This is a genomic window from Bradyrhizobium sp. 149, from assembly GCF_023073915.1.
Classification (GTDB): Bacteria; Pseudomonadota; Alphaproteobacteria; order Rhizobiales; family Xanthobacteraceae; genus Bradyrhizobium.
In genome coordinates this window covers 531,659-556,818 of record NZ_JADPKK010000022.1, presented here as the reverse complement: position 1 = coordinate 556,818, position 25,160 = coordinate 531,659, and the positions used below count along the sequence as shown (strand labels likewise).

The following is a 25,160-nucleotide window of genomic DNA, read 5'->3' as shown; positions in this document are numbered from 1 at the left end:
GCGCCGCCTAACGCAAATCCGGGGTCGAGTCAAAGAGCCGCTGGTGCTCGGTCAGGGCGAAACGGTCGGTCATTCCGGCAATGAAATTGCCGATCCGGCGGGCCTTGTCACCTTCATTGTCGGCCTCGGCCCCGACCAACCATTCCGGCGGCAGCTCGCCGGGCGATTTGAGGTATTTTGCGAACAGGTCGAACAGGATCTGTTCCGCCTCGGCCATCACCCGCATGACCCGCTTGTGGCGGTACATGTGCTGATACAGAAAGCGTTTGATGGCGGCCTCCTCCTCGGCAACGTCGGCGGGGAACGCGATCAGTGCCCGGCTCTGCTGGCGCACGTCCTGGGCGGATTGCGGTTTCATCGCTGCAAGGTTCTTCTGCGCCTCCGAGAACACCGCGCCGATCAGGTGCGAGATCAGCTCGCGGACCAGCTCGGCGCCGCGCCTGACGTCTTCGAGATCGGGGTAATGCGCAGAAGTCTCGGCGATGATCTCCGCGGTCAGCGGCATCACCTTGAGGTCGTCAAGGTGAAACAGGCCGGCGCGCAGGCCGTCGTCAATGTCGTGGGCATCATAGGCGATGTCGTCGGCGATCGCAGCGACCTGTGCCTCCAGCGAGGCGAAACTCCACAATTCGAGATCGTAGGTCTTGATGTAATCGGCGATGCCGACGGGAATGCCGTGCTCGCGATAACGCCCGACGGGCGCGCCGCTGCGATCGATCAGCGGACCGTTGTGCTTGACGATGCCCTCCAGCGACTCCCAGCTCAGGTTGAGCCCGTCGAATTCGGGATAGCGATGCTCCAGCGCGGCGACGACGCGCAGCGTCTGGGCGTTGTGGTCGAAGCCGCCAAAATCCTTCAGGCAGGCGTCCAGCGCCCGCTCGCCGGCATGCCCGAACGGCGGGTGGCCGAGATCGTGGGCGAGCGCGAGGGTTTCCGTGAGGTCCTCGTCCAGCCCGAGCTGCCGGGCCAGCGCGCGGGCGATCTGCGCCACCTCGAGCGAATGGGTCAGCCGGGTGCGGTAGTGGTCGCCCTCGTGGAACACGAACACCTGGGTCTTGTACTTCAACCGGCGGAACGCGGTGGAATGGATCACCCGGTCGCAATCGCGCCGGAACGGGCTACGGGTCCGGCTCGGCGGCTCCGGGACCAGCCGGCCGCGGCTGCGCTCGGGATCGCAGGCATAGGACGCGTGGGGGGCAGCCATTCCGACGGACACGGCGAATTTAGTCCCTATCCATTTGATTCTGCGTATGGTGGCACTTAACTATGCCGGAGGCGGGATACCAACTGAATTGGGCAAAGGGCCTTATTGGCAACTGTCCTCCAAGTGATCTCGGTGTGACCCCGGGAGTATCGGAGACGAGCGATGACGACTGACATGACCATCAGTGACAAGGCCGCACGCCGGATTGGGGAGATCCTCAAGGGCGAAGGGTCTGGCGCGATGCTGCGGATCTCCGTCGAAGGCGGTGGCTGTTCCGGCTTCCAGTACAAGTTCGACATCGACCGTGCCCGCACGGACGATGATCTCGTGATCGAGCAGGACAATGCGGTGGTGCTGGTCGATTCCGCCTCGCAGCCGTTCCTGGCGGGTTCGCAGGTCGATTTCGTCGACGATCTGATCGGCGCCTCGTTCCGCGTCAACAATCCGAACGCCACGGCGTCCTGCGGCTGCGGGACCAGCTTCTCGATCTGACGCCGCCGGCTAAGCGCCGGTGATCTGCCTTTCCTCGTCCGTCCAGTCCGCCTCGACCGGCATCTGCTCGGGCTGAAGCGGTACGTCCTCCGACACCAATTGGCCGTCCAGCGCGCGCAGCAATGCCGCGACCAGCGCGGGCTTGCGCAACGGTTTTGCCAGAAAGTCGGACATGCCCGCCTCGCGGCAGATCCTGACGTCTTCCGGGAAGGCGTTGGCGGTCAGCGCGATGATTGGCAGGGCCTCGAAGCGCCCGCCCTCCGAGCGGATCGCACGCGTCGCAGCAAGGCCGTCCATCTCAGGCATGCGCACGTCCATCAGCACGACGTCGTAATCGCTCTCGGCAACCGCCTCGACGGCCTCGACGCCGTCGGTCACGACGCGCAGCTCGACGTCGAAGGCGCCGAGCATCTTGCTGACGACCAGGCGGTTGACCGCATCGTCCTCCGCGACCAGCACCTTCAGCGGCCGGTCGAGATTTGCGATGTGGGTTTTGAGGTCGTCGGCTTCGTCGCGGTCTGCGTTGTGGTCGGATGCTTGCGCCTGGCTCCAGGGCAGCACCAGCGTGAAGCGGAAGGTCGAGCCCTCGCCCGGCGTCGAGGTGACACCGATGGTGCCGCCCATCTGCTCGATGATGCGCCGGGAGATCGCAAGTCCAAGCCCGGTGCCGCCGAAGCGGCGGCTGATCGAGGCGTCGGCCTGGGCGAAGTCAGAGAAGAGCTGGCCGAGCTTCTCGGCGGCGATGCCGATGCCGCTGTCGGTCACGCTCCATTCGACCGTGGCGAGCAGATCGCGGCGGGCCTGGCAGACGGCTGCGATCGTCACCTCGCCTGCATCGGTGAACTTCACCGCATTGGAGGCGAGATTGAGCAGCACCTGCCTGATGCGCGCGACGTCGCCGCGCAGCGTCGGCGGCAGGTTCGGATCAAGCTCGACCTTGATCGGCAGTCCCTTGCTCTTGGCGCCCGCGCGCACCACGGTCGCCACTGCTTCGACCAGCGCCTGCGGCGCGAAGTCGATCACCTCGAACGCGAAGCGTCCGGCCTCGAGTTTGGAAAGATCGAGGATGTCGTTGAGGATGCGCTGGAGATTGTCGCCGGACTCGCGGATGGTGGTGACGGCCTCGTGCTGCTCCGGATCGAGTTTTGTCTCAAGCAGCATGCTGGCAAGCCCGAGCACGCCGTTCATCGGCGTGCGGATCTCATGGCTCATCACCGCCAGGAAATTCGATTTGGCACGGCTCTCGGCCTCGGCCTTTTCCGCGCGCCAGCGTTCGGTCACGTCGCGGCCAAAGCCGCGATAGCCGAGGAATTGACCGTCGCGGTCGTAGGCCGGCTTTGCAGTGAGCGACCACAGCCGCGCCTCGCCGCCCGCGACCACCTTGAGGTTCATCTCGTGCAGCGGTTCGGCGTGCTCCATCAGGCCGACGACGTTGTAGGCCGCGCTCTTGTCATCTGGGCAAAGCATGTCGAGCAAATCGGCGAAATGCGAGCCCTTCAGCAGCGGAAGCGGCAGCTGCGCGACGGCGGCGAAGCGCTCCGGCACGTCGATCAGATGCCCTTCGGCATCGGTCTGCCACAGCCAGTCGCTGGCGTTCTCCTGAAAATCCTTCAGCAGCAGCGAAATGATTTCGGTCTGGCGCTCGAGCTCGAGTTGGGCCTTGAGATTGCCGAGGAACAGATTGCCTTGCGAGACGATGTTGCGCGCCATGAAGAACGCGAACAGCAACAGGAACACGGCAGTCACGAGGTAAGGCCCGGTGCCGCACAACAGCAAGGCGCCGACGCAGGCGATCGTCGTCGTCGCGAGATAGACGAGGCCGGCGCGCGGGAAGGTCGAGAGCGTGAAGGCGCCGCCGGACATCATGCCGACCATCAGGCAGGCCAGAACCAGCTGGCTGGTCGGCTCGATGCGGCTGAACAGGGCGAGCGGCAGCGTGCCCCAGATCGCGGCGAGGAAAAGCGCCTGCCGCAACATCTGCCGCGCAGCGCGCGCGGTAGCCTCTTGCGGCGGGTTCTGATGCGAACGCCGCCACGCGCGCACCGCGAGCGAGGCGGTGGCGGCGAGAGTCATGCCCCAGATCGCGAGAAAGTCGTTCCAGCCCCGGCCCCAGAACAAGATCAGCACGACGGCGACGTTGAGCATGGTGACGGCCATCGTCACCGGGATCAGCCGCGTCACCGCGTCGATCTGCTTGGCGCGGATGCGGCACAGCTCGCGCTCGCTGAGACCGGCGGTCAGGCCGTCCTCGATCTCGTAGCCGCCAAGCCAGTACAGGAACGCGCCGATCAGGCCGTCGCGGGGCTCGGTTCGCTTCATGGATTTGGCCGGCCGTCCCATTCGAAAAACCTTTTCGGTATCAATGGCTCAGGCCCGACTTAAGCCGGGTTAATTTTGTGGGAGATTTTGCGGGCGCCTTGACGGGCGCGTTTGCAGTTTGTTCTAACCATGGCCCCTGCCCGGAGCCGCCATGATGACCATCAGAATAGCCACCTGGAATGTGAACTCGGTTCGGCAGCGGATCGACCTGCTGCTGACCTGGCTGAAGGAGTGCCAGCCGGACATCGTCTGCCTCCAGGAGATCAAATGCGTCGACGAGGCCTTCCCGCGGCTGGAGATCGAGGCGCTCGGCTACAACGTGGTCACCCATGGGCAGAAGACGTTCAACGGTGTCGCCCTGCTCTCGAAGCTCCGGTTCGACGAGACCAAATCGGGGCTGGCCGGCGATGACGAGGACGCCCATGCCCGCTTCCTCGAAGGCGTGGTCACCCTGAAGCGCGGGGTGCTGCGCATCGCCTGCCTCTATCTGCCCAATGGCAATCCGGTGGGGACCGAGAAATATCCCTACAAGCTCAAATGGATGTCGCGACTTCTTGATTATTCGAAAGAGCGCCTCAAGACCGAGGAGCCGCTGATCCTCGCAGGCGACTTCAACGTCATCCCGCATGCCCGCGACGTCCATAACCCTGCCGCCTGGACCGAGGACGCCCTGTTCAAGACCGAGACGCGGGAGAGTTTTCAGTCCCTGCTCGGCCTCGGCCTGACCGATGCGCTCCGGGCCGTCACCGACGAGCCCGGTCTCTACACCTTCTGGGACTATCAGGCCGGCGCCTGGCAGAAGAACCATGGCCTGCGGATCGACCACCTGCTGCTGTCGCCACAGGCCAGCGACCGGCTCGCCAATGTCGGCATCGACAGCTATGTACGCAGCTGGGAGAAGCCGTCGGACCACGTGCCGGTGTGGGCGGATCTCGATCTTGAGGCGGCGTGAGGCCGCCTCAACCAATCACTCCCGGCGACCCTGCACCCATTGCTCCAGCATTTGCAGGCACATGGCGCGATCGTCGTCGGAGGCCTTTGCGAAGGCACGGTTGTAGTTTTCCTTGATCCAGGTCTCGTCGCTACCTGCGCTGTCACGCGCCAGCGTCAGCCACATCAGGCCGCGCGCGGCCTGCCGCGGCAGGCGGTCACCGTTGAACAACATCTGGCCGAGCAGCGCCTGGGCCTCGTGCTGGCCCTTCTGCGCGGCGAGCCCAAGCCAGCGCGCGCCGTAGCGGAAATCCTCGCGCGAAGCGTCCGGCGTCTTCAGGTACAGGCGGGCGAGATCGTATTGCGCATCCGCATTGCCGAAATAGGACGCGGCATAGGAGAACATCTCCCGCGCCCGCTCCTGGTCCGGCTTGACCTTCGAATTCGGGATACCGCTCAAATAATAGCGGCCGAGCGCGACGAAGGCGTTGGCGACGATCTGCGCCTGCGGCGCCGACGGGCTGTCTTCGGCATGCGCGTTGGCGATACGGGTGAAATACTCGAACGCGCGCACATCGTCCTGGGCGACGCCGTCGCCATTGGCGTACATGCGGCCGAGCTTCCACTGCGCAATGGGGTGGCCACCCTCCGCGGCATACTGCAGGGCGCTGAGCGAGGTTTCCTGGGTCACGACCGCCGGCGGCACGTTGCGCACCTTGCCTGCGACACCCGGCAAGGTCGTGACCACCGGGATGGTCGCATCCTTCTGGCTGACGGGCGCGCCGTCAAAGGCGAGCGCCGGCGCGGCCAGCGCGGTAGCCCCCAACACAAACGCAACTACGGTACGCCTAGATATCCGCATAGCACTGTTTCTCGTGCGCGCCGCCCGGATGGGTCACTGCCCCACCGACCGCTGGTCCAACCTGTTGAGCATATTTCCAGAGCGCGCCCGTCGTGTGGTTAGTCGCGCGAGCGCTCCATTTGGTCTTGCGCTGGGCAAGCTCCTGGTCGCTCAATTTTACGTTAAGGGTGCCGGCGACCGCGTCGATCTCGATGATATCGCCGTCCTCGAGCAGCCCGATCGGGCCGCCGATGGCGGCTTCCGGCCCGACATGGCCGATGCAGAAGCCGCGGGTGGCGCCGGAGAAGCGGCCGTCGGTGATGAGCGCGATCTTGCCGCCCATGCCCTGGCCGGTCAGCGCCGCGGTGGTTTGGAGCATTTCCCGCATGCCGGGACCGCCCTTCGGCCCCTCGTAGCGGATCACGAGAACTTCGCCTTCGCGGTAGGTGCGCTGCTGGACGGCCTCGAATGCATCCTCCTCACGGTCGAAGCACCTGGCCGGACCGGTAAACCTGAGGTTGGACATTCCCGCGACTTTCACGATCGCACCTTCTGGCGCCAGATTGCCCTTCAGACCGACCACACCGCCAGTGACGGTGATGGGCTTGTCTGCCGGGTGCACCACGTCCTGGTGCGGATTCCATTTCACGCTTTTGAGGTTTTCGGCGATCGTTCGACCGGTGACGGTAATGCAGTCACCGTGGAGAAATCCATTGTCGAGCAGCGTCTTCATCAGAAGCGGTATGCCACCTACTTCAAACATGTCTTTGGCGACATAACGGCCGCCCGGCTTCAAATCCGCGACGTACGGTGTCTTTTTGAAGATTTCGGCGACGTCGAACAGGTCGAACTTGATACCGGCCTCGTGCGCGATCGCCGGCAGGTGCAGTGCAGCATTAGTCGAGCCGCCGGACGCGGCGACCACGGCGGCGGCATTCTCCAGCGCCTTGCGGGTGACGATGTCGCGTGGCCGGATGTTTTGGGCGATCAGCTCCATGACCTGCTCGCCCGCGGTCATGCAGAAGGCGTCGCGAATTTCATAGGGCGCCGGAGCACCAGCCGAGTACGGCAGCGCCAGTCCGATCGCCTCGGAGACGGTCGCCATTGTGTTGGCGGTGAACTGCGCGCCGCAGGCGCCTGCCGAGGGGCACGCCACGCGCTCGATCTCGTCGAGGTCCTCGTCCGACATCGCGCCGACCGAGTGCTTGCCGACGGCTTCGAACATGTCCTGCACGGTGACCTGCTGGCCCCGGAAATTGCCGGGCAGGATCGAACCGCCATAGATGAAGATCGAGGGCACGTTGAGACGCACCATCGCCATCATCATGCCCGGCAGCGACTTGTCGCAGCCGGCAAGGCCAACGAGAGCGTCATAGGCGTGGCCGCGGATCGTCAGTTCGACGGAATCGGCGATGCATTCGCGCGACGGCAGCGAGGAGCGCATGCCGTCATGGCCCATGGCGATACCGTCGGTGACGGTGATGGTGCAGAATTCCCGCGGCGTGCCGCCGGCGGATGCGACGCCCTTCTTCACCGCCTGCGCCTGGCGCATCAGGGAGATGTTGCAGGGCGCGGCCTCGTTCCAGCACGAGGCGACGCCGACGAAGGGCTGGTGGATCTGCTCGGTGGTCAGACCCATGGCGTAGAGGTAGGAGCGATGGGGCGCGCGCGCAGGGCCCTCCGTCACGTGACGGCTCGGCAGCCTCTGCTTGATGTTGGTCTTGGCGTCCATCGCAAACCAGTTTCCCGGCCAACCCTTTCAGACCCGAAAAATCAAAACCAAGATTTGAATCGACCTTGGGATTTCCCGTCGCCTTCCAGGACCACCGCTGCCGCTAAAACATTTGGATGATTTTATTCATGTTCGGGTGTGGCTAAAAAGCGGCGTTGATGCGAATGGACGGAGATGAGGGTTAAATCCGCGATGAGTGTTGCGTGGACGGCACAATCGTGGCCCGGAGGACACGGGGCGAGCTTACTGGGATACCCTCGCTGGAAGGACGATCCACAACTTGAGATTTTTCGACGCGTGCCATGCATCCACTTTCGGCGTGATGACGGGGGCAGCCAGGGTGAGTCGGCGCCGCGTGTCCCGGACGCGCTGCACGCGCACCATTGCTGCGCAGAGCCAAGGGTACGATGCGGCGACATGGCTCAGCACCGCACGGGCTCTGCGCTGCGTCTGAGACACGAGAACAAAGTGTGGCGCACATTCTCTCACATCGTCATTGCGAGCGCAGCGAAGCAATCCAGAATCCCTCCGCGGTAAGACTCTGGATTGCTTCGCTGCGCTCGCAATGACGGAGTATGGGGCAGCAGCGCCACTCTTCCAGTTCGCATTTTGAATTGCAGACACACCTTCGCATTCTCGCGGCGCATTTCGCCCGAGCTTTGCTTCATCGCTTCACCCTCTGTCCAAGAAGGCGCAGGGAAGGCCGGGTGCCGGCTGGCACCCGCGGTCCGCTGCGCGAAAAGCACACGCAGAAAAAACCGCACAGCAGCATACAGGTGTAGCCAATCACTCGGCCTTCCCTGCGCAGTGGCTTTACGGCTTATGCCGTGCTCTCCCGGGAGCCGAGTTCCTTTTGGCCTCCCTCGCTTTCGCGAAAGTCGCGGACGCCGCGCCGGTTGACGCGAATGCCGCCTCGCAAGAGCTTGACCGTAGCAACGACGGCCAGGACCACACGGTTTTGCCGTACGCACGGCCCGCCATTTCGCCACCGGTTTCGACGACTTTGTGCACATTGCCGTCGACCTGGTGATGAGACGAACCTGACAGCGCCGTCCGTCCGCGCGACGCCTTGGGCTCACGGAGAGCAATCCGCCCTGCCCAACGCCTTTCGCGCCCGACGCTGCCGCGTCCACCGCAAGCCCGGCTCGCATATCGTGACGACGTACGATCGCCCCTCTTGGGTGAGCCGGGATGGGCGACACATACGCCAATTCCGAATTTCGGTAAAGCGGAATGTTTTTGGCGCGCCGGCTTGACACGGACGTGTCCGGAAATGGCAGGTGTTTTGCCCGACGGGTCACAGCGACGGCATCGTGAAAGTCACATCAAGGTGCTATCTGAAATCACGGAGCCCCCAGTCTCCCACGCCCTCGGGGCCAAGACGCCGAAGCTGCCGGCCGGCTGATGGACGCAATCACGATCTTCGGACTGCTGTCGGTCGGTGCGATGCTGCTGTTCTACACGCTCGAACCGCGCGGGCCGCATGATGTGTTGGCTTTCGCAGCGGCCTGCGCGCTCAGCGGGACCCCTTTGACGGGCGGGCTACGCCCGCCCTCTTGCGCGTTGGGCTTGAGCCCAGGCGGCGGTGACGTCGCGCGGCGGGACGTCGACGCGCCGGATCGGCGTCAGCTCGCCGGAGGCGGAGATGATCGCGGTCTCCTCGCGGCGACAGCGCGGGCACACGAAACGGACCTCGTGCGGGGATGCAGACCAGCTCGAACGTTTCACATTGGCCGCCATCGGCCAGGCCGCGCAATGCGAGCATGACACCAGGAACCGACCGGGATCGAGCATACCCATTCCAAAGGACTCCGCGTCCTGCCCGTCCTTCAATGATTAATCCATGTGAATCGTTCCGGTGAACCCACAAAGCGACGCGGCTCAGTGGGCGCCCTTGAGGGTGCACGACGTGGTGCAGGTAACCGTGTTGCCGTGGTCGCACGCCTTGCAGGCGGCGACGCACTGGTTCATGTCGCGGGGATTGAAGGAGGTGTAGGTCCGCATCGCGCACACCGGGGTCGAGCCGGTGATGTCCTGCTCCTGGTTGCAGGCTGCCGTCATGAGTCCAAACATGATGACCGCAAGGAGGCGCATGGGATGGCCCTGTGAGGCACGACAAAACAATGACCATCAGGCGCGCTGCACCGCAACGAGCCCGGCATTCCCACAGCGGAGAATCACAACAAGCTTCTCCGCATCTGCATTGAGGATGCGCGCGAAGTGTTAAGAACGGGTTGCAGCCGGCGTCAGGCCGCCGCCTTGCTCGCGATCGCCTGCCGCATGTCCAGCGCCAGCTGGCGGTACTGCTCCGAAAGCTTCTGGTAAAATGCCCGCTTGGTACCGTCGGTGGCAAGCTTGGCGATCAGCTCGCATTCGGCGGTAAGCGTCTCGAACCGCTCCAGCCTGTCCTCAAGTTCTGTCATCGGCGTATCCCCATCAAACGCCTCAAGGACATCAAACCTAAGCCCGGGAAATAGGTCACGGCGAACATCGTTATCGAGTAGAATCAATTTTTCCGCACGGCCGGCTATTTCTGCTCCAGCCGCCAGGCGCCGTCCCAGCGCTCGTCCGGCGGGTTGGCCGCGAACTGCGCAATGCGGGCGAGCAGTGCGCGCGAGGGGCCATCGCCGGGGACGGCTTCCAGCGCCGCGTTGAACGCGGCACGGGCCTCCTCGAAGCGACGGGCGCGATAGGCGCCGAGGCCTTCGGCGTAGTGCGAACGCAGGCTCTCATGCGCGGCCGTGAGCACACCTGCCCGGCCCATCACCTCGAAGATCGTTTGCGGCGCGCTCTGGCCGGCGACCGCAAGACGATCGACCTCGCGCAATTCGAGGTGCGAGCCGATCGCGTCCGCCGTCGCCTGCGAGATCAGGATGCGAGTGCCGTAGGTCTTGTTGACGGCCTCCAGGCGCGAGGCGAGATTCACGGCATCGCCCATCACGGTGAAGCTCATCATGAGTTCGGAGCCGATGCTGCCGGTCAGAACCTCGCCGGTGGCGATGCCGATCCGCAAATCGCACAGCGCCGGCATGGCGCGGATGCCCAGCAGATCCGGCAACTGCTTCTGCAGCGCGGGCACCTGGTCGGCCATCTCGATGGCGGCAAGGCCGGCAAGCAGCGCCGGCTCGTCGTCCTCCTCGATGAAGGGTGGGCCCCAATAGGCCATGATGGCGTCGCCGATATATTTGTCGATGATGCCGCGGTTGCTCCTGATCGGGCCGGACATCAGCGTGAAATAGTGGTTCATCACCTTGACAAGGCCGCGCGGGGTCATGCCCTCGCTCATCGAGGTAAAGCCGCTCATGTCGCAGAACATGATGGTCATGACTCGGCGCTGGCCGTCGATGGCGACTTCCGGCCGGTCGATCAGGCCCTGCACCACCTTCGGATCGATGTAGCGGCCAAAGGTTTCGCGGATGCGCTCGTTGTGCCGCAACTGCTCGATCATGCGGTTGAAGGCGGCGGCCAGTTCGCCGATCTCGTCCCGGGTCGAGACATTGATGGTCTTGTCGAACCGGCCCGCCTCGACCTCGCGGGTGCCGGCCAGCAACAGCCGCACCGGCCGCGTGATGCCGCTACTGACCAGGAGCGCAAAGACGAATCCGACGATCGCCGCGAGCAAGGTCACGATGCCAGAAATGATCATCGCCTGGCCCTGCCGGCCGATCACCTGCGATGTGCTGGCAAATACCTGCTTCAGCATGTCGGCGCGGATCGCATCGATCTTCTGATTGAACTGATCGCGCAGCAGATCGAGATGTTCCAACGTGCCGCGTGCTTCCGTCATCTGCTTGCCATCGACCTGCTTGAGGAGTTTTGCGTGGTCCTCGTTCAGTTCGCGGCGCAGGTCGGCGACGGCGGCCTCGATGCGGATCTCGATCCGCGCCAGCGCGGCATTGTCGGAGGTCGTTCTGGTATCGTCGATAATCGCGTTGATGAGCTTGCGCGCGCTCTCGGCCTCCTCTTCGATCCTGCGGTCGGTTTCCTCGAACTCGCGGAGGCGCGCCGCATAGGCCTCTTCGTCCGACGGCGACTGCATCCTGGTCATGACCATGCGCCGCAATGCCAGAGCCCGCTCCAGCGAGCGGATATTGGCGCGCGCCAGATGTCCATAGGCCGGGATGTAGCGGTTGGTCAGCTCGTCAAGGAGGACGCCGACCTGGCTCGACATCACCATCGACAGGATCGAGGTGACCAGCATCAGGACGATCAATCCGAGGGCGATCCCGACGATCTTGCGCCGGATCGACTGGTTGAAGAGCGGCATGGGTGTGGGGCAAAGGCTGAAAGGACGGCTTGAGGGAACTCAATACACCGGATTTGACCGGCGGAACACGCGCAATCTGGCCCTTCGAGGCGCCTCCAAGCGTCTGCAACCGTCGCGCGAGTGCAATTTGCTAACAGAAGGTCAAGAAGCCTGCCCCTTTTTCTCCGTTGCCAAAGTTCCCGCGCTCCAATCCGTATTTTGCCGCATTGTTAAACGAGCGTGAGGAATGCGAAACGATGTCGTGGCATCGTTTTGGTGTCGTCCTTGATTCTCAAGCCGCATGTCGTCGCGGACCTTGGTTTGTAGTGGTTTCGCGGGGGGACCATCGAATGAACCAGTGCCTACGCTCGCTCGCGTGTGTCGTTGCCGTGGCCGCTTTGGCCTTCATCCCTAATGAGCTGGCAGCGAAAAGCAGTCACAAATCGTCCGCGCCGAAGAAGACGCATGAGGCGAAAACCGGCAAGCAGCGCCATGCCTCCGCCGGCAAGGCGCGCCACGGCAAGCATGCCGAGGCCAAGCGCAAGTCGAAGAAGCCGGACGACGCGCCCCCGGACAAGCCGGCAGCCCCGCCGCCGAGCGGCGATCTCGCCGCGCTGAAGGACGCCATTGATCTCGCCCGGAAGGGCAAGACCGAAGATGCGAGCGCGGCGCGCGACCGCATTGCCGACCCTGCCGGACAGAAACTCGCCGACTGGTTCATGCTGCGCCATTCCGAGAGCACGGCGAATTTCAAGCGCTACGCCGCCTTCCTCGCCGCCAATCCAGACTGGCCGAGCAGCGCCCTGCTCCGCCGCCGTGCCGAGGCGCGGCTGTGGCAGGAGAAGGCCGACGCGGCGACCGTGCACAAATTCACGATGGACCGGCCGACCAGCGCCAAGGGCAAGTTCGCGCTCGCTCGCGTGCTGCTGACGGAGGGCGACAGCGACAGGGCCGCACGTCTGGTGCGCGAGGCCTGGCGCACGGATGAATTGTCCGAGCGCAGCGAGGAAGAGTCCTACGAAGCGTTTCGCGATCTCCTGAGGGCCGAGGATCATCGCGCCCGCATGGACAAGCGCCTCGGCGCCAAGGACTACGCCGGCGCGCGACGCGCCGCCAAGCGGCTAGGCGAGGATGCGCTCGCAATCGTCAAGGCCTGCGCCGCCGTCACTGGCAAGGCCAACAAGGCCAAGGACTACCTCGAGGACGTCTCGGCCGATGCGCGCCGTGACCTCGGCTATGTCCTGTGCCGCGCGCAATGGCATCTCCAGAATGACCGCATCGACGACGCGGCCGAGGTGATCCTGGCCGCCGCGCCCGATACGATGGCGGCGCAAGACACCGACGCCTGGTGGCGCGAGCGCCGCCTGCTCGCGCGAAAGCTGCTCGACCAGGGCAAGTTCAAAACCGCCTATGACGTGGTGCGCTCGGCGGCCGTGCCCGCGATGGAAGTCTACCGCGTCGACTATCACTTCATGTGCGGCTGGATCGCGCTGCGCTATCTCGACGATCCCAAGGCGGCGATGATGCATTTCGCCGCGATCGACGAAGGCTCGGCCAATCCGATCGCGCTGTCGCGCGCGCATTACTGGCGCGGCCGCGCGGCCGAGGCGATGAACGCGACGGCCGACGCGCGCCTGAGCTATCAGGCAGCGGCGCGCTATCCGACCGCCTATTACGGCCAGCTCGCCCGCGCCAGGCTCGGCATGGACCGGATCGAGCTGCGCGCGCCCTCGCCCGTGCTGGCAGCAGCCGACACGCGCCCCGCGGACGAGCGCGTGCGCGCCGCCGACATGCTCTACGGCGTCGGTGAGCGCGACATGGTGTTTTACTACGCCGAGGATTTCGCCAAGGAGAGTACCGACGTGGCGGCGCTCGAGGCGCTCGGCGAGCTCGCCGGCCGGCGCAACGATGCACGCGTGATGCTGGAGGTCGGCAAGTCGGCGCTGGCGCGCGGGCTCGCGCTCGATCATTACGCCTTCCCGACCATCGGCATTCCCGAGCATAAGCAGGTCGCGCCCGCGATCGAGACCAGCGTGATCTATTCGGTGGCACGCACCGAAAGCTCGTTCGATCAGCGCGACAAATCGGCCGCCAACGCAGTCGGGCTGATGCAGGTGACGCCGGAAGCAGGCCGCGACACCGCAAAGCGCTTCGGCCTGACCTACGATTGGGATAAGATGGTCTCCGATCCCGTCTACAACACCCAGATGGGCGCGGCCGAACTCAGCGCGCTTCTTTCGGAATATCGCGGCAACCAGATCATGACCTTCGCCGGCTACAATGCCGGCCGTGGCCGCGTGCGCGAATGGGTGCAGGCGCGCGGCGACCCCAGGGACCCCAAGGTCGATCCGGTCGACTGGGTCGAGCGCATCCCGCTGTCGGAGACACGCAACTACGTCCAGCGCGTGATCGAGAACGTGCTGGTCTACCGCACCCGGTTCGAGGGCAGCGGCCTCGCCACGGCGAAGTCCGAGCAGCGTGTCACGACGCATGAAGTCAGCGCGGCACCTACGGCATCGGCCGCAGCCCCTGCGCCCTAGCCTCGCAACGCCGGGGCTGGACGCGGCGCGAGGCTTGATGCAGTAACTGCGGCCGGCTTCTCTGCGCGGCCAGCATTGTTCGGCTGGCCATCACCGCCTTCCGTTGTCAGAAGGCTGTGCGCGCAGATATGGCTCGGTCAGCAAGCGCGAGAGCGCGCTCATCTGCATCATCCAGCTCCAGCTCGAAATGGCCGCCAGCGCCGTGATCGTCTCGAGCGAACTGTGGTAAGGCCAGAGCATTCCCATGGCCGATATTTGATGGCGACGGTAGCAATCCGTATCGCAATAACGCCGTCGCGTAGACACATGCCGGACGTAACTCGCGCCCAATGGCTGGGCGCACGCGCTGCAGGTGGCGCCATGGCTGGGTCGTCCATGATTGATGAGCATGAATCTCAAGGTCGTGTCCTCTCCTGCCGTCAGGCGCACTGCCGATCGTCTCGAGCATGTGTCCGCTCAGGACGCCGCTCGCGTACGGCCCTCGATCAACGGCGCAGCTTCGCCATGAAGCGCGTAGCACTCGTAGTCGCAGTAAGGCAGTTGCGTGCTGGCGTCGCGCAGATAGCCAGTGCTGATCTGCTCGCAGCACCACAGACAGAACGTCTTGCGGAGAGGGGTTCTGTCGTTCACCAATATGAATCTCACGTGGCACCTCCCAGCGCGAAGCAGTAGACGGTGTCGACCAGAGAGGCGGACGGCGGCGGCGCGCAAAGATGGTTGCGGCCGTCGGGATTGTCTCTGTTACGCTCGACCTTCTGGGACGGGATCAGGATGTATTTCCCGTCTTCCCGGCGTCGCGCGTAGACCCTGCCGTCGACGTATCGCACCTCGGTCGGATAGCAATCCGCATTGTTGCAGCAGCTGAGCACCGGATTGTCGGGCATATGCCAGCTGGAATAGAACTTTTCGTGCAGGAGCTGATCCTGGAGCGGATGATGACGATGTGCGCCATCCTGTCCAACCTCGTCGGCCTCCACTCCCGTTATCAACGGAAGCGGCAGCGCGATCATCCAGAGGAGCTTGCAAGCACGGTTCAGCACGCAGCCTCCTGTTCAGAATTGGCGGATGGAGCGGATCGAAGGGCTAATCCTCACGCCGCCTGAAATCGGAACAACCATCGGCGGTCGCGCTCGCGACGCGCCCTGAAGCGATCGAGACATTTTCTGGAGCACAGCGGCGTTCGCCAGGAATAATATCGGATCAGGCCAAACTTGCCGCTACAAACAGCGCAACCTTTTACAGCAGGACCGCGCTCGGAGTGTTCAGGCGTATCGCACATCATACTCTCCCGGCTTCATGGCCGTGGATTCGCTCGTACGCTGACGCAGAGCCATCCACGCTCCGTTCGTGAAATGCAGCCTATTAATCGTGATCAGCCATTCATGCGCCAAGTCGGGCAACGGACGCAGAGCTGTAAGCAGCACATCGAGCTAATTGCCGGCTTGTGTCTTGCACATCGCGTCCTCTCGATTGGTCGTGAGACTAATCCGCATGCAACGGACCGCTCAATTGTACGGAGGTAAATGTGCGCTATGACTTGGGATGCGCGAGCTATACGTAAGTTTGTTCCGTAGTTTTTCGGACCCGCCGCACCTTCGCAACGAGACGGCGCAAGGCCGGCAGGCCGCACGGTCACCGCGAATTTCGGCGCGAAGTTCTAACTCGGTCGGAGGGAATTGCTCCCCTTGTTGCAAAGTGCTCTACTTGCTGCGGCCCCAGCGAGCCGGGACGCCTGCGATGATGCCTGGCCAAATCGCGAAATTTGGGAATTCGGCCGCACAATTGCTGCACGGCGGCCTCGCGGCGCTTCGATCTTTCGGCAATGGCGAGAAGGACAGGCCTGCTGTCGGAGATGACTTGCGGCAAGACGTCCTCGATCTACGCGACGCCGTGAAGCAGTGGCGCGAGGTGTTTGAGCACAATCCGGTCATGTACTTCATGGTCGATCGGGCCGGAACAGTGCTCAACGTCAATACATTCGGCGCCGCACAACTGGGCTACACCGCGGCCGAGCTGATTGGCCAATCCGTGCTCAACGTCTTCTTCGAGGAGGACCACGACTTTGTTCGCCGATGCGTAGCATTGTCGCTGGAAACCCTGCACCAGTCGCATACTTGGGAGATTCGCAAGTTCCGGAAGGACGGATCGGTGCTTTGGGTCCGTGAAAACGCCAAGGCGATGCTGCGCGGCGACGGCGCGCCGATCGTGCTGGTCGCCTGCGAAAACATTACCCAGCGCAAGGAGGCGGAGGATGCGCTACGCCAAAGCGAGGCCTACCTCGCCGAGGCCCAGGAACTGAGCCGCACCGGCAGCTTCGGCCTGAACATGGCAACAGGCGCGATCGTCTGGTCAAGGGAAACCTTTCGCATCTTCCAATGCGACCTGACGGTGAAGCCGACCTTGGATTTTGTTCTCCAGCGCATCCATCCGGAAGATCGCGATGCGGTCAGCAAGACCCTCGATCGAGCGGCCAGCCGAGCAGCGGATTTCGACCATGAATATCGCCTGCTGATGCCTGACGGATCGGTCAAATATCTCCATTCCGTAGCACGTGCGGTGAGACATGGATCCGGGCTCATCGAATTTGTCGGGGCTGTCACCGATGTCACCGTTGCAAAGGAGGCAGAACAGAGGCTGCGCCGCAGCGAGGCCTATTTGGCCGAGGCACAGCGGCTCAGCCATACAAGCAGCTGGGCCTGGGATGTGCGTCGTCAGGAGTTTGCCTACCGATCGGCTGAACTCTACCGCCTGTTCGGATTTGACCCGGGCCAGATTGAACTACCGGCGTGGGCTTTCCAGCAACGCGTCCTTCCGGAGGATTTCCAACGGATCGTCGAGGTGGAACGTCAGGCCGTCCGGCGAAAGGAACCCTTCGAACTTGACTTTCGCATTGCGCGCCCGGACGGCTCGATACGACGAGTCCATACCGAGGGACATCCCATCGTCAGTAGCGACGGCGAAGTGACGGAGATCATCGGTACCCACGTGGATGTCACCGAGCAGATCGCGGCAAAAGAAGCGCTGCAAAGGGCATTTGATGAACTCAAGACATCCGAGCAGCGGTTCCGGGACTATGCTGAAACGGCATCCGACTGGTTTTGGGAGACCGGTCCGGATCACCGTATCACGCAGATATCGGAGCACGCCGATGCGGCCAGAGCTGCGCCGACGGGCTTGATCGGCCTGAGCCGTTGGGACATTCCGCCGGACGCCGAGCTCGAGCCGGGGAAGTGGGAGCAGCATCGCGCGGCGCTCGACGCCCACCTCCCATTCCGCGATCTGGTTTACCGCGGCAGAGATCGCAACGGATCGCCAATTTACGTGCGCACCAGCGGCAAGCCCTTGCATGATGCCGACGGCCATTTTCTCGGATATCGGGGCGTCAGCAGCGATGTGACGGCGGCGATCCGCGCCGAGCAGGCTGAAGAAGCGCTACGCAAAGCGCAAGCCGAGCTCGCCCATGTCACGCGCGTCACGACGCTCGGCGAACTCACCGCCTCGATAGCCCACGAAATCAACCAGCCTCTTGCCGCCGTGATTTCCAATGCCGACGCCTGTATCAGCTGGCTCGGTCGCGACCCGGCCAATCTGGATGCTGCGCGACGTTCCGTGGAATGGATCGTCGAGGACGCCAATCGGGCTAGCGAGGTGATCCGCCGGATTCGGGCGCTTGCGAAGAAGACCGAGATCGAGATGGTTCCGCTCGACATCAATCAGGTTGTCAGGGAGGTGATAGCCCTCGTTCGGCGCGAGCTCGCTACCCATGCCGTGTCGGTGCGAATGGAGTTGTCGTCCGGCCTGCCCACGATTTGCGGCGATCGGATCCAGCTCCAGCAGGTGCTGATCAACCTTGTCGTGAACGGGATCGAAGCCATGCAAGCCAATGTCGACCGTCCGCGCGAGCTGGCGATCCGCTCCAGTCAGGCTGGCGAGGACGGCGATCGCCACCTGCTCCTCACCGTGAGTGATCGCGGTGTCGGCCTTGGCGGCGAGATAACAGACCGCATCTTCACGCCGTTCTTCACCACAAAATCGAGCGGCCTAGGCATGGGACTATCGATCTGCCGATCGATCATCGAGGCTCACGCGGGCCGGCTTTCGGCCCTTCCCAATGAGGGCAGCGGCGCAACGTTCCAGATTGCCCTGCCCTTCCCACACAAGGACACGTCGTGACGGACCACGCCAAGCCGATGCAGGCACAGGCGAGTGCCGACGATCCGATCGTCCTGATCGTCGATGACGATCCGTCGATGCGGCGTGCGCTCACCAATCTTTTTCAATCGGTCGGCCTCAGGGTCGAGGCGTTCGGCTCAGCGGCGGAGGTCATGGAAGCCAAGCCGCCGGTGGTCCCCAGTTGCCTTGTACTCGACATCCGGCTGCCGGGCTCGAGCGGCTTCGACCTCCAGACGGACCTCGCCAAGGCCAACATTCGCACGCCCATTATCTTCATCACCGGTCACGGCGATATTCCCATGACCGTCAGGGCCATGAAGAGCGGCGCCATCGATTTTCTGACCAAGCCGGTGCGCGACCAGGACATGCTGGATGCGGTTCAGGCGGCCATCGATCGGGATCGCAGGCGGCGCAATGCCGAGAAGTCGGTCGCAGGAGTGCGGTCCCGTTTCGAGGGTCTGACCGCGCGCCAGCGTGACATCCTCGCCCTGGTTGCGTCCGGCCTGATGAACAAGCAAGTCGCCGCCGAGCTTGGACTGGCTGAGATTACCGTCAAGATCTATCGCGGACAGATCATGCGGAAAATGGGCGCCAAGTCATTGGCCGATCTCGTCAGAATGACCGAGGCGCTCGGAATCCCACGGCCAGGGGGAAACGTGCAAACCTAAGTATGCTTTTCAAGCTCGCTCCGAGGGCCCATTTTCGGGTGGGCTGCACCACGACGGCGGCTCCCCGATCAGGAGCGAACATCTTGTCAGCCCCCTCGGTCATTTCCGTGATTGACGATGATCCATCGGTCCGCCTTGCGACGAATAATCTCCTGACGTCGCGGGGATACGCGGTCTGCATCTTTGGCTCCGCTCGCGAATTTCTCCAGTCGGCAGAACTGAAGACGACGTCCTGCGTGATCGCGGATGTGCAGATGTCGGTCATGGGCGGCGTTGATCTCTTGATGCATATGCGCGGCCTTGGTCACCACACACCATTCATCTTCGTGACGGCATTTCCCGACGATGCCGTTCGCGACCGCGCGCTGAAAGCTGGCGCCATCTGCTTTCTCGCGAAGCCGTTTTCGACGCCCGCTCTGATCGAATGTCTCGAGACGGCCCTGTCGGGAGCCGGTGAAGCCAAGACGTAACACGGCCGCGCGTGGCCCTGACAGCTCCCCGGAGTGCGGCGACTTGTCCGTGTGGCCACATACGAAGAGGCAAGGCGGCTCAATCCACCTTGATGTTCGCCACCTTGATGATCGGCCACCACTTCGCGATCTCCGCTTTCTGTCGCGTGCCGAGCGCTTCGGGGGTGAGCTGATCCTGGGGTGTCATCTCCAGGCCCTGGCTTTCGAGCTGCTTCTTCACCGCGGGATCGTTCAGTGCTTCCACGGCTGCGGCATTGAGTTTGGTGACGATCGCCTTGGGCGTACCCTTCGGCACCCACATGCCGGACCACAGCGTCATGTTGAAGCCCTTCAGGCCCGCCTCCTCCGCCGTCGGGATGTCGGGCGCCGACGACAGGCGCTTGTCGTCGGTGATGGCATAGGCGCGAATGGTGCCGGCGCGGACCTGGTTGATGGAGTTCGAGGTCTGGTCGACGATAACGTCGATCTGGCCGGCGATGAGGTCGTTCAGGGCGGGCGCGGTGCCGCGATACGGCACGTATTGCAGCTTGATGCCGCTGACGCTCTCGAAATAGACCCCGGCGATGTGGCTGCCGGAGCCCGCGCCGGCGGTGCCGGCGGTCGCCGGTGTCGGCCGCGATTTCAGCCATGCCAGCAGATCCTTCAGCGAGGTGGCGGGCACCGCGTTCTTGCTGACGACGATCATCGGGTTGCTCGGCAGCAGCACCACCGGCTCGAGATCGGCGACGAGATCGTAGTTGAGCTTGTAGACGGCGCCGTTGGCAACGTGGGTGCCGAGATGGCCGAAGGAGATCGTGTAGCCGTCCGGCGGCGATTGCACGGCGCGGCCGACGCCGATCGACCCACCCGCGCCGGTGACGTTCTCGATCACCAGCGCCTGGCCGAGCGACGTCCGCATCCGCTCGGCAAGCACCCGCGCCATCGCGTCCGACGGCCCGCCGGCGGCGAAGGGAACGATGATGGTGATGGGATGCGATGGGTAATCGTCGGCGCGCGCGGCGCCTGCAACAGCGAGAATAGCAATCAGCGCAGCCCAAGCGGCCTTCATTGTTGTCTCCCCGGCGATGTCATTGTTATTTCTATCTCTTCCCGCGTACGGGAAGAGGGATCGTTCGTGAAGAGACGAAATGACGCGCTAGAACTGCGAATAGTCGATCGGCTTGTGGCGATCGAGGGTGCGGTCGACCTTCGGCAGCGGGTATTTCAGGCCGGTGGCGCAGTTGAACAGCATCACGCGGTCAGTCTTGCTGACGCGGCCGTCGGCGAGGCTGTCCTTGTAGGCGGCGTAGGTCGCGGCACCCTCGGGGCACAACAGCAGCCCCTCCTCGCGCGCGACCTCGCTCAGCGCCGACGAAATCTTGTCGTCGTCGACCGCGATGGCGAAACCCTTGCTCTCGCGCACCGCGCGCAGGATCAGGAAGTCGCCGATGGCCTGCGGCACGCGAATGCCGGACGCGATGGTGTGAGCGTCCTCCCAGCGCGTGGCATGCTCGGTGCCGGCTTCGTACGCACGCACCATTGGCGCGCAGCCGGAGGCCTGCACCGCGACCATGCGCGGGCGCTTGCGTCCAATGAAGCCGATCTTCTCGAGCTCGTCGAACGCCTTCCACATCCCGATCAGGCCGGTGCCGCCGCCGGTCGGATAGAAGATCACGTCGGGCACATCCCAGCCGAGCTGCTCGGCGAGTTCGAGCCCCATCGTCTTCTTGCCTTCGATGCGATACGGCTCCTTCAAGGTCGAGGTGTCGAACCAGCCGACTTTCGCCTTGCCCTCGCCGACGATCTTGCCGCAATCGTCGATGTAGCCGTTGACGCGGTAGACGGTGGCGCCCTGAAGCTCAATCTCGCTGACATTCACCTCCGGCGTATCGGCCGGGCAGAAGATCGTGGTCTTGATGCCGCAGGACGTCGCATAGGCCGCGAGCGCCGCGCCGGCATTGCCGTTGGTCGGCATCGCCATGTGCTTGATGCCCAGCGCCTTGCCCATCGACACCGCCATGACGAGGCCGCGCGCCTTGAACGACCCGGTCGGCAGCCGCCCCTCGTCCTTGACGATGATCTCGCCGCCGCCGAGCTTGGCACCGAGCTTGGGCAGCCGGATCAGCGGCGTCGTGACCTCGCCGAGCGAGACGATGTCCTTGCACTTGCGCACCGGCAGCAGCTCGCGGTAGCGCCACATGTCGGCGGGGCGCTGCGTTAGCGCGTCTTTCGTCAGCGCCTTCTTCACGCCACCGAGGTCGTAGCGCACCAGCAGCGGCTTGCCGGCCTTGGAGAGATTGTGAACCTGATCGGCGGCGTAGTGATCGCCCTCCATCGCGCATTCGAGATGGGTGACGAAGGTCGGGCGTTCGATGGTGAGGTTGTCGTTGTCCTGCATGGGCTGGTTTCCTTCTTATTTTGCGAACGGCTCTCTTTGGCGGCAGTCAGATGTTCAATACCCTTCCATAAGCATCCAGCACGGCTTCCTTCATCATCTCCGACAGCGTCGGATGCGGGAATACCGTGTGCATCAGCTCTTCTTCGGTCGTCTCCAGGTTCATGGCGACGACGTAGCCCTGGATCAGCTCGGTGACCTCTGCGCCGATCATGTGGGCGCCCAGCAACTGGCCGGTCTTCTTGTCGAAGATCACCTTGACCAGGCCCTGGTCCTCGCCGAGCGCGATGGCCTTGCCGTTGCCGACGAAGGGAAAGCGGCCGACGCGAATCTCGCGGCCGTTCTCCTTGGCCTTGGCTTCGGTGAGGCCGACCGAGGCGACCTGAGGCTGACAATAGGTGCAGCCCGGGATCAGGTTCTTGTCCATGGCATGCGGGTGGAGGCCCTTGATCGCCTCGACGCAGATCACGCCTTCATGCTCGGCCTTGTGAGCGAGCATCGGCGGACCGGCGACGTCGCCGATGGCGTAGATGCCGGGGATGTTGGTCTTGCCGTAGCCGTCGATCACGATGACGCCGCGATCGGTTTTCACGCCGAGCTTCTCGAGGCCGAGATTCTCGATGTTGCCGACGACGCCGACGGCCGAGATCACCCGCTCGAACTCGGTCGTAACAGGCTTGCCCTTGCCGTCGTCGATGGTGGCGACGACGCTATCGGCCTTCTTCTCGAGCTTGGTCACCTTGGTCGAGGACAGGATCTTGATGCCCTGCTTCTCGAAACGCTTGCGGGCAAGGCCGGCGATCTCGGCGTCCTCGACCGGCAGGATCTGCGGCAGCACCTCGACCACCGTGACGTCGGAGCCCATGGTGTGGAAGAACGAGGCGAACTCGATGCCGATCGCGCCGGAGCCGACCACCAGCAGCGACTTCGGCATCCGCTCGGGAACCATCGCCTCGAAATAGGTCCAGACCAGCTTCTTGTCCGGCTCGAGGCCCGGCAGCACGCGCGGGCGCGCCCCGGTCGCGACGATGATGTGCTTGGCCTGATACGTCCCCTCGCCCAGCGTGCCCTTCGGGCCCTCGACGTCGGACTTTTTCACAGTGACCTTGCCGGGCGCGTCGATCGAGGCAGCGCCCCAGATCACGCTGACCTTGTTCTTCTTCATCAGGAAGCCGACGCCGTCGTTCAGCCGCTTCGAGACGCCGCGCGAGCGCTGCACCACTGCCTTGGGATCGAACGAGACGTTATCGGCGGACAGGCCGTAATCCTTGGCGTGCTGCATGTAGTGGTAAATTTCGGCCGAGCGCAGCAGTGCCTTGGTCGGGATGCAACCCCAGTTCAGGCAGATGCCGCCGAGATACGATTTCTCAACGATCGCGACCTTGAAGCCGAGCTGGGCAGCCCGGATCGCGGTGACATAGCCGCCGGGGCCAGAGCCGATGATGATGACGTCGAAGGATGTATCGGCCATGGTGGCTCCCATTCAAGTCAAACTCTTGCAAGTCAAACTCTTGCAAGTCAAACTCTTGCAAGTCAAACCGTTGCAACTCAACCCGTTGCGCCGCGAGCGCGGCGTTTTGAAACGATCGACCTCACCAGCCATTCGATGATGCAGATCGAGATCAGAATCGCGAAGCCGATGAAGGCGACCGGCTGGGCAATGTTGCGCGAGAGCTGTTCGCCGCTAAAGAACGCGCCTTGCAGCACTTCGGTGCCGATCGGGCTGACGAGGACGATGATCGACAACAGCATTGCGATCCAAGGCCAGCGTGTTCGCATCCAACCTGGTCCCTCGCGCGGCGTCAGACCATCATCATGACGGGATTTTCGATCAGCTGCTTGAATGCGCCGATCAGCTCGGCGCCGAGCGCGCCGTCGATGGCGCGGTGATCGCAGGACAAGGTCACGCTCATCATGTTCGCGATCTCGATCTTGCCGCCGCGCACCACAGGCCGCTCTTCGCTGGTGCCGACCGCGAGGATGGTGGCATGCGGCGGGTTGATCACGGCGGTGAAGTGGCTGATGCCGAACATGCCGAGATTCGAGACAGCCGTCGTGCCGCCCTGGTACTCCTCGGGCTTCAGCTTGCGCGAGCGGGCGCGTGTCGCAAAATCCTTCATCTCGTTGGAGATGGTCGACAGCGTCTTGGTCTCGGCCTTGCGGATGATCGGCGTGATCAGGCCGCCGGGCATCGCCACCGCAACGCCGACGTCGGAATGGTGGTGCTTGACCATGCCGGATTCTGTCCAGCTCACATTGCAGTTCGGAATCTTTTGCAGCGCAACTGCCATTGCCTTGATGACGAAGTCGTTGACCGAGATCTTGTAGAGCGGCTTCTTCTCCTTGTCCTTGGGAGCAGCCGCATTGATCTCCTCGCGCGCGGCAAGCAGCTTGCCGATGTCGCAGTCGATGGTGAGGTAGAAGTGCGGGACGTTCTGGATCGACGCGGTCAGGCGCTGCGCAATCGTGCGGCGCATGCCGTCATGCGGGACGACCTCGTAAGAGCCCGGCTCGAACAGCGACAGGATCTGCTTGTCCGACATGGTCGGCGCGGTCGAGGGCGCGCCTGACGGCGTCGCCGTGGGTGCCTTGAGGCCTTTGCCCGACTTGGCCTGCTCGACGTCGCGTGCCACCACGCGGCCATGCGGGCCGGTGCCGGTGACCATCGCAACGTCGACACCAGCTTCCTTGGCGAGACGACGCGCCAGCGGCGAGGAGAACACGCGGCCACCATGGCCGTTGCTCTTTGCGGCCGGTGCGGCGGCAGCCTGCGGCGCAGGAGCAGCAGTGGACGGCGGCACAGCCTTGGGCGCAGCAGGCGCAGCCGCCGGTGCTTCGGCAGCTTTCGGAGGTGCGACCGAAGCGCTGGGCTTGGCGGCACCTGCCGTCTTCAAGTCCTCGCCCTCGCCGGCCAGCACCGCGATCACGTCGTTGACCGGGACATCCTGCGTGCCCTCGGGCACGAGGATCCTGGCGATCGTGCCCTCGTCGATCGCCTCGACCTCCATGGTCGCCTTGTCGGTCTCGATCTCGGCGATCACGTCGCCGGATTTGACCTTGTCGCCTTCCTTCTTCAGCCACTTGGCGAGGTTGCCCTTCTCCATCGTCGGCGAAAGAGCGGGCATCAGGATGTTGATGGGCATGCTGACCTCACGAAGAACTTCTCAAAAC

General features: G+C 63.7%; 21 protein-coding genes. 6 read left to right on the top strand and 15 right to left on the bottom strand.

Features of this window, described 5'->3' with window-relative positions:
* Positions 1–7: 7 nt before the first annotated feature.
* The gene (locus IVA88_RS20265) at positions 8–1,216 is read right to left on the bottom strand and encodes a deoxyguanosinetriphosphate triphosphohydrolase (RefSeq protein ID WP_247498961.1); all 1,209 of its coding nucleotides are present in this window, start codon (positions 1,214–1,216) and stop codon (positions 8–10) included.
* Positions 1,217–1,366: 150 nt separating this feature from the next.
* Here IVA88_RS20265 and erpA point away from each other — a divergent pair, with 150 nt between their 5' ends.
* The gene (erpA, locus tag IVA88_RS20260) at positions 1,367–1,696 is read left to right on the top strand and encodes an iron-sulfur cluster insertion protein ErpA (RefSeq protein WP_247498960.1); all 330 of its coding nucleotides are present in this window, start codon (positions 1,367–1,369) and stop codon (positions 1,694–1,696) included.
* Between the two features lie 9 nt (positions 1,697–1,705).
* Here the strand turns inward: erpA and IVA88_RS20255 are convergent, their stop codons facing one another.
* Positions 1,706–4,036 carry an ATP-binding protein gene (locus IVA88_RS20255; protein WP_247498959.1) on the bottom strand — a complete coding sequence of 777 codons (2,331 nt, stop codon included), beginning with the start codon at positions 4,034–4,036 and terminating at the stop codon, positions 1,706–1,708.
* A 133-nt stretch (positions 4,037–4,169) separates the two neighbouring features.
* Here IVA88_RS20255 and xth point away from each other — a divergent pair, with 133 nt between their 5' ends.
* Positions 4,170–4,967 carry an exodeoxyribonuclease III gene (gene xth, locus IVA88_RS20250; RefSeq protein ID WP_247500362.1) on the top strand — a complete coding sequence of 266 codons (798 nt, stop codon included), beginning with the start codon at positions 4,170–4,172 and terminating at the stop codon, positions 4,965–4,967.
* Between the two features lie 15 nt (positions 4,968–4,982).
* Here the strand turns inward: xth and IVA88_RS20245 are convergent, their stop codons facing one another.
* The 6 genes from IVA88_RS20245 to IVA88_RS20220 form a co-directional block, all read right to left on the bottom strand.
* Positions 4,983–5,807: a tetratricopeptide repeat protein gene (locus IVA88_RS20245; RefSeq protein ID WP_247498958.1), complete on the bottom strand. Its 825-nt coding sequence runs from the start codon at positions 5,805–5,807 to the stop codon at positions 4,983–4,985.
* Positions 5,794–7,518, bottom strand: a complete 1,725-nt coding sequence (gene ilvD / locus IVA88_RS20240) for a dihydroxy-acid dehydratase (RefSeq protein WP_247498957.1) — start codon at positions 7,516–7,518, stop codon at positions 5,794–5,796. The genes IVA88_RS20245 and ilvD overlap by 14 nt, the downstream gene beginning before the upstream one ends.
* 1,542 nt (positions 7,519–9,060) lie before the next feature.
* Complete coding sequence (locus IVA88_RS20235) at positions 9,061–9,318, bottom strand: hypothetical protein (RefSeq protein ID WP_247498956.1); 258 nt, start codon at positions 9,316–9,318, stop codon at positions 9,061–9,063.
* 81 nt (positions 9,319–9,399) lie between these two features.
* Entirely contained in the window at positions 9,400–9,612 is a 213-nt protein-coding gene (locus tag IVA88_RS20230) for a hypothetical protein (RefSeq protein WP_247498955.1), read from the bottom strand.
* Positions 9,613–9,764: 152 nt separating this feature from the next.
* Complete coding sequence (locus IVA88_RS20225; RefSeq protein ID WP_247498954.1) at positions 9,765–9,941, bottom strand: hypothetical protein; 177 nt, start codon at positions 9,939–9,941, stop codon at positions 9,765–9,767.
* A 104-nt stretch (positions 9,942–10,045) separates the two neighbouring features.
* Entirely contained in the window at positions 10,046–11,785 is a 1,740-nt protein-coding gene (locus tag IVA88_RS20220; RefSeq protein ID WP_247498953.1) for an adenylate/guanylate cyclase domain-containing protein, read from the bottom strand.
* 329 nt (positions 11,786–12,114) lie between these two features.
* Here IVA88_RS20220 and IVA88_RS20215 point away from each other — a divergent pair, with 329 nt between their 5' ends.
* A complete protein-coding gene (locus IVA88_RS20215) occupies positions 12,115–14,304 on the top strand; it encodes a lytic transglycosylase domain-containing protein (RefSeq protein WP_247498952.1) in 2,190 nt (729 codons plus the stop codon).
* Positions 14,305–14,760: 456 nt separating this feature from the next.
* Here the strand turns inward: IVA88_RS20215 and IVA88_RS20210 are convergent, their stop codons facing one another.
* Positions 14,761–14,934, bottom strand: a complete 174-nt coding sequence (locus IVA88_RS20210; RefSeq protein WP_247498951.1) for a hypothetical protein — start codon at positions 14,932–14,934, stop codon at positions 14,761–14,763.
* Positions 14,935–14,945: 11 nt separating this feature from the next.
* The gene (locus tag IVA88_RS20205) at positions 14,946–15,344 is read right to left on the bottom strand and encodes a hypothetical protein (RefSeq protein ID WP_247498950.1); all 399 of its coding nucleotides are present in this window, start codon (positions 15,342–15,344) and stop codon (positions 14,946–14,948) included.
* Between the two features lie 697 nt (positions 15,345–16,041).
* Between IVA88_RS20205 and IVA88_RS20200 the strand changes: the two genes are divergently transcribed.
* From IVA88_RS20200 to IVA88_RS20190, 3 genes are all read left to right on the top strand, one after another.
* Positions 16,042–18,477, top strand: a complete 2,436-nt coding sequence (locus IVA88_RS20200; protein ID WP_247498949.1) for a PAS domain S-box protein — start codon at positions 16,042–16,044, stop codon at positions 18,475–18,477.
* Complete coding sequence (locus tag IVA88_RS20195; RefSeq protein WP_247352231.1) at positions 18,474–19,145, top strand: response regulator; 672 nt, start codon at positions 18,474–18,476, stop codon at positions 19,143–19,145. Before IVA88_RS20200 ends, IVA88_RS20195 begins: the two co-directional genes overlap by 4 nt.
* Before the next feature lie 83 nt (positions 19,146–19,228).
* A complete protein-coding gene (locus IVA88_RS20190) occupies positions 19,229–19,615 on the top strand; it encodes a response regulator (RefSeq protein ID WP_247500361.1) in 387 nt (128 codons plus the stop codon).
* Positions 19,616–19,694: 79 nt separating this feature from the next.
* Here IVA88_RS20190 and IVA88_RS20185 read toward each other — a convergent pair whose 3' ends face one another.
* From IVA88_RS20185 to IVA88_RS20165, 5 genes are all read right to left on the bottom strand, one after another.
* Positions 19,695–20,663 carry a tripartite tricarboxylate transporter substrate binding protein BugD gene (locus tag IVA88_RS20185; RefSeq protein ID WP_247498948.1) on the bottom strand — a complete coding sequence of 323 codons (969 nt, stop codon included), beginning with the start codon at positions 20,661–20,663 and terminating at the stop codon, positions 19,695–19,697.
* 87 nt (positions 20,664–20,750) lie between these two features.
* Positions 20,751–21,992, bottom strand: a complete 1,242-nt coding sequence (locus IVA88_RS20180) for a threonine synthase (RefSeq protein ID WP_247498947.1) — start codon at positions 21,990–21,992, stop codon at positions 20,751–20,753.
* Between the two features lie 46 nt (positions 21,993–22,038).
* Positions 22,039–23,460: a dihydrolipoyl dehydrogenase gene (gene lpdA, locus IVA88_RS20175; RefSeq protein WP_247498946.1), complete on the bottom strand. Its 1,422-nt coding sequence runs from the start codon at positions 23,458–23,460 to the stop codon at positions 22,039–22,041.
* Positions 23,461–23,537: 77 nt separating this feature from the next.
* Positions 23,538–23,768: a hypothetical protein gene (locus IVA88_RS20170; protein WP_247498945.1), complete on the bottom strand. Its 231-nt coding sequence runs from the start codon at positions 23,766–23,768 to the stop codon at positions 23,538–23,540.
* A gap of 23 nt (positions 23,769–23,791) precedes the next feature.
* Positions 23,792–25,132: a pyruvate dehydrogenase complex dihydrolipoamide acetyltransferase gene (locus IVA88_RS20165; RefSeq protein WP_247498944.1), complete on the bottom strand. Its 1,341-nt coding sequence runs from the start codon at positions 25,130–25,132 to the stop codon at positions 23,792–23,794.
* Positions 25,133–25,160: the final 28 nt, after the last annotated feature.

Excerpts from the sequence above, each read along its gene's own strand:
- IVA88_RS20165 (WP_247498944.1), bottom strand. The coding sequence starts at position 25,132 with ATGCCCATCAACATCCTGATGCCCGCTCTTTCGCCGACGATGGAGAAG.
- IVA88_RS20235 (WP_247498956.1), bottom strand. The coding sequence starts at position 9,318 with ATGGGTATGCTCGATCCCGGTCGGTTCCTGGTGTCATGCTCGCATTGC.
- IVA88_RS20215 (WP_247498952.1), top strand. The coding sequence starts at position 12,115 with ATGAACCAGTGCCTACGCTCGCTCGCGTGTGTCGTTGCCGTGGCCGCT.
- IVA88_RS20200 (WP_247498949.1), top strand. The coding sequence starts at position 16,042 with ATGATGCCTGGCCAAATCGCGAAATTTGGGAATTCGGCCGCACAATTG.
- lpdA (WP_247498946.1), bottom strand. The coding sequence starts at position 23,460 with ATGGCCGATACATCCTTCGACGTCATCATCATCGGCTCTGGCCCCGGC.
- xth (WP_247500362.1), top strand. The coding sequence starts at position 4,170 with ATGACCATCAGAATAGCCACCTGGAATGTGAACTCGGTTCGGCAGCGG.
- IVA88_RS20245 (WP_247498958.1), bottom strand. The coding sequence starts at position 5,807 with ATGCGGATATCTAGGCGTACCGTAGTTGCGTTTGTGTTGGGGGCTACC.
- IVA88_RS20255 (WP_247498959.1), bottom strand. The coding sequence starts at position 4,036 with ATGGGACGGCCGGCCAAATCCATGAAGCGAACCGAGCCCCGCGACGGC.
- IVA88_RS20180 (WP_247498947.1), bottom strand. The coding sequence starts at position 21,992 with ATGCAGGACAACGACAACCTCACCATCGAACGCCCGACCTTCGTCACC.
- erpA (WP_247498960.1), top strand. The coding sequence starts at position 1,367 with ATGACGACTGACATGACCATCAGTGACAAGGCCGCACGCCGGATTGGG.
- IVA88_RS20220 (WP_247498953.1), bottom strand. The coding sequence starts at position 11,785 with ATGCCGCTCTTCAACCAGTCGATCCGGCGCAAGATCGTCGGGATCGCC.
- IVA88_RS20185 (WP_247498948.1), bottom strand. The coding sequence starts at position 20,663 with ATGAAGGCCGCTTGGGCTGCGCTGATTGCTATTCTCGCTGTTGCAGGC.
- IVA88_RS20230 (WP_247498955.1), bottom strand. The coding sequence starts at position 9,612 with ATGCGCCTCCTTGCGGTCATCATGTTTGGACTCATGACGGCAGCCTGC.
- IVA88_RS20225 (WP_247498954.1), bottom strand. The coding sequence starts at position 9,941 with ATGACAGAACTTGAGGACAGGCTGGAGCGGTTCGAGACGCTTACCGCC.
- ilvD (WP_247498957.1), bottom strand. The coding sequence starts at position 7,518 with ATGGACGCCAAGACCAACATCAAGCAGAGGCTGCCGAGCCGTCACGTG.
- IVA88_RS20170 (WP_247498945.1), bottom strand. The coding sequence starts at position 23,768 with ATGCGAACACGCTGGCCTTGGATCGCAATGCTGTTGTCGATCATCGTC.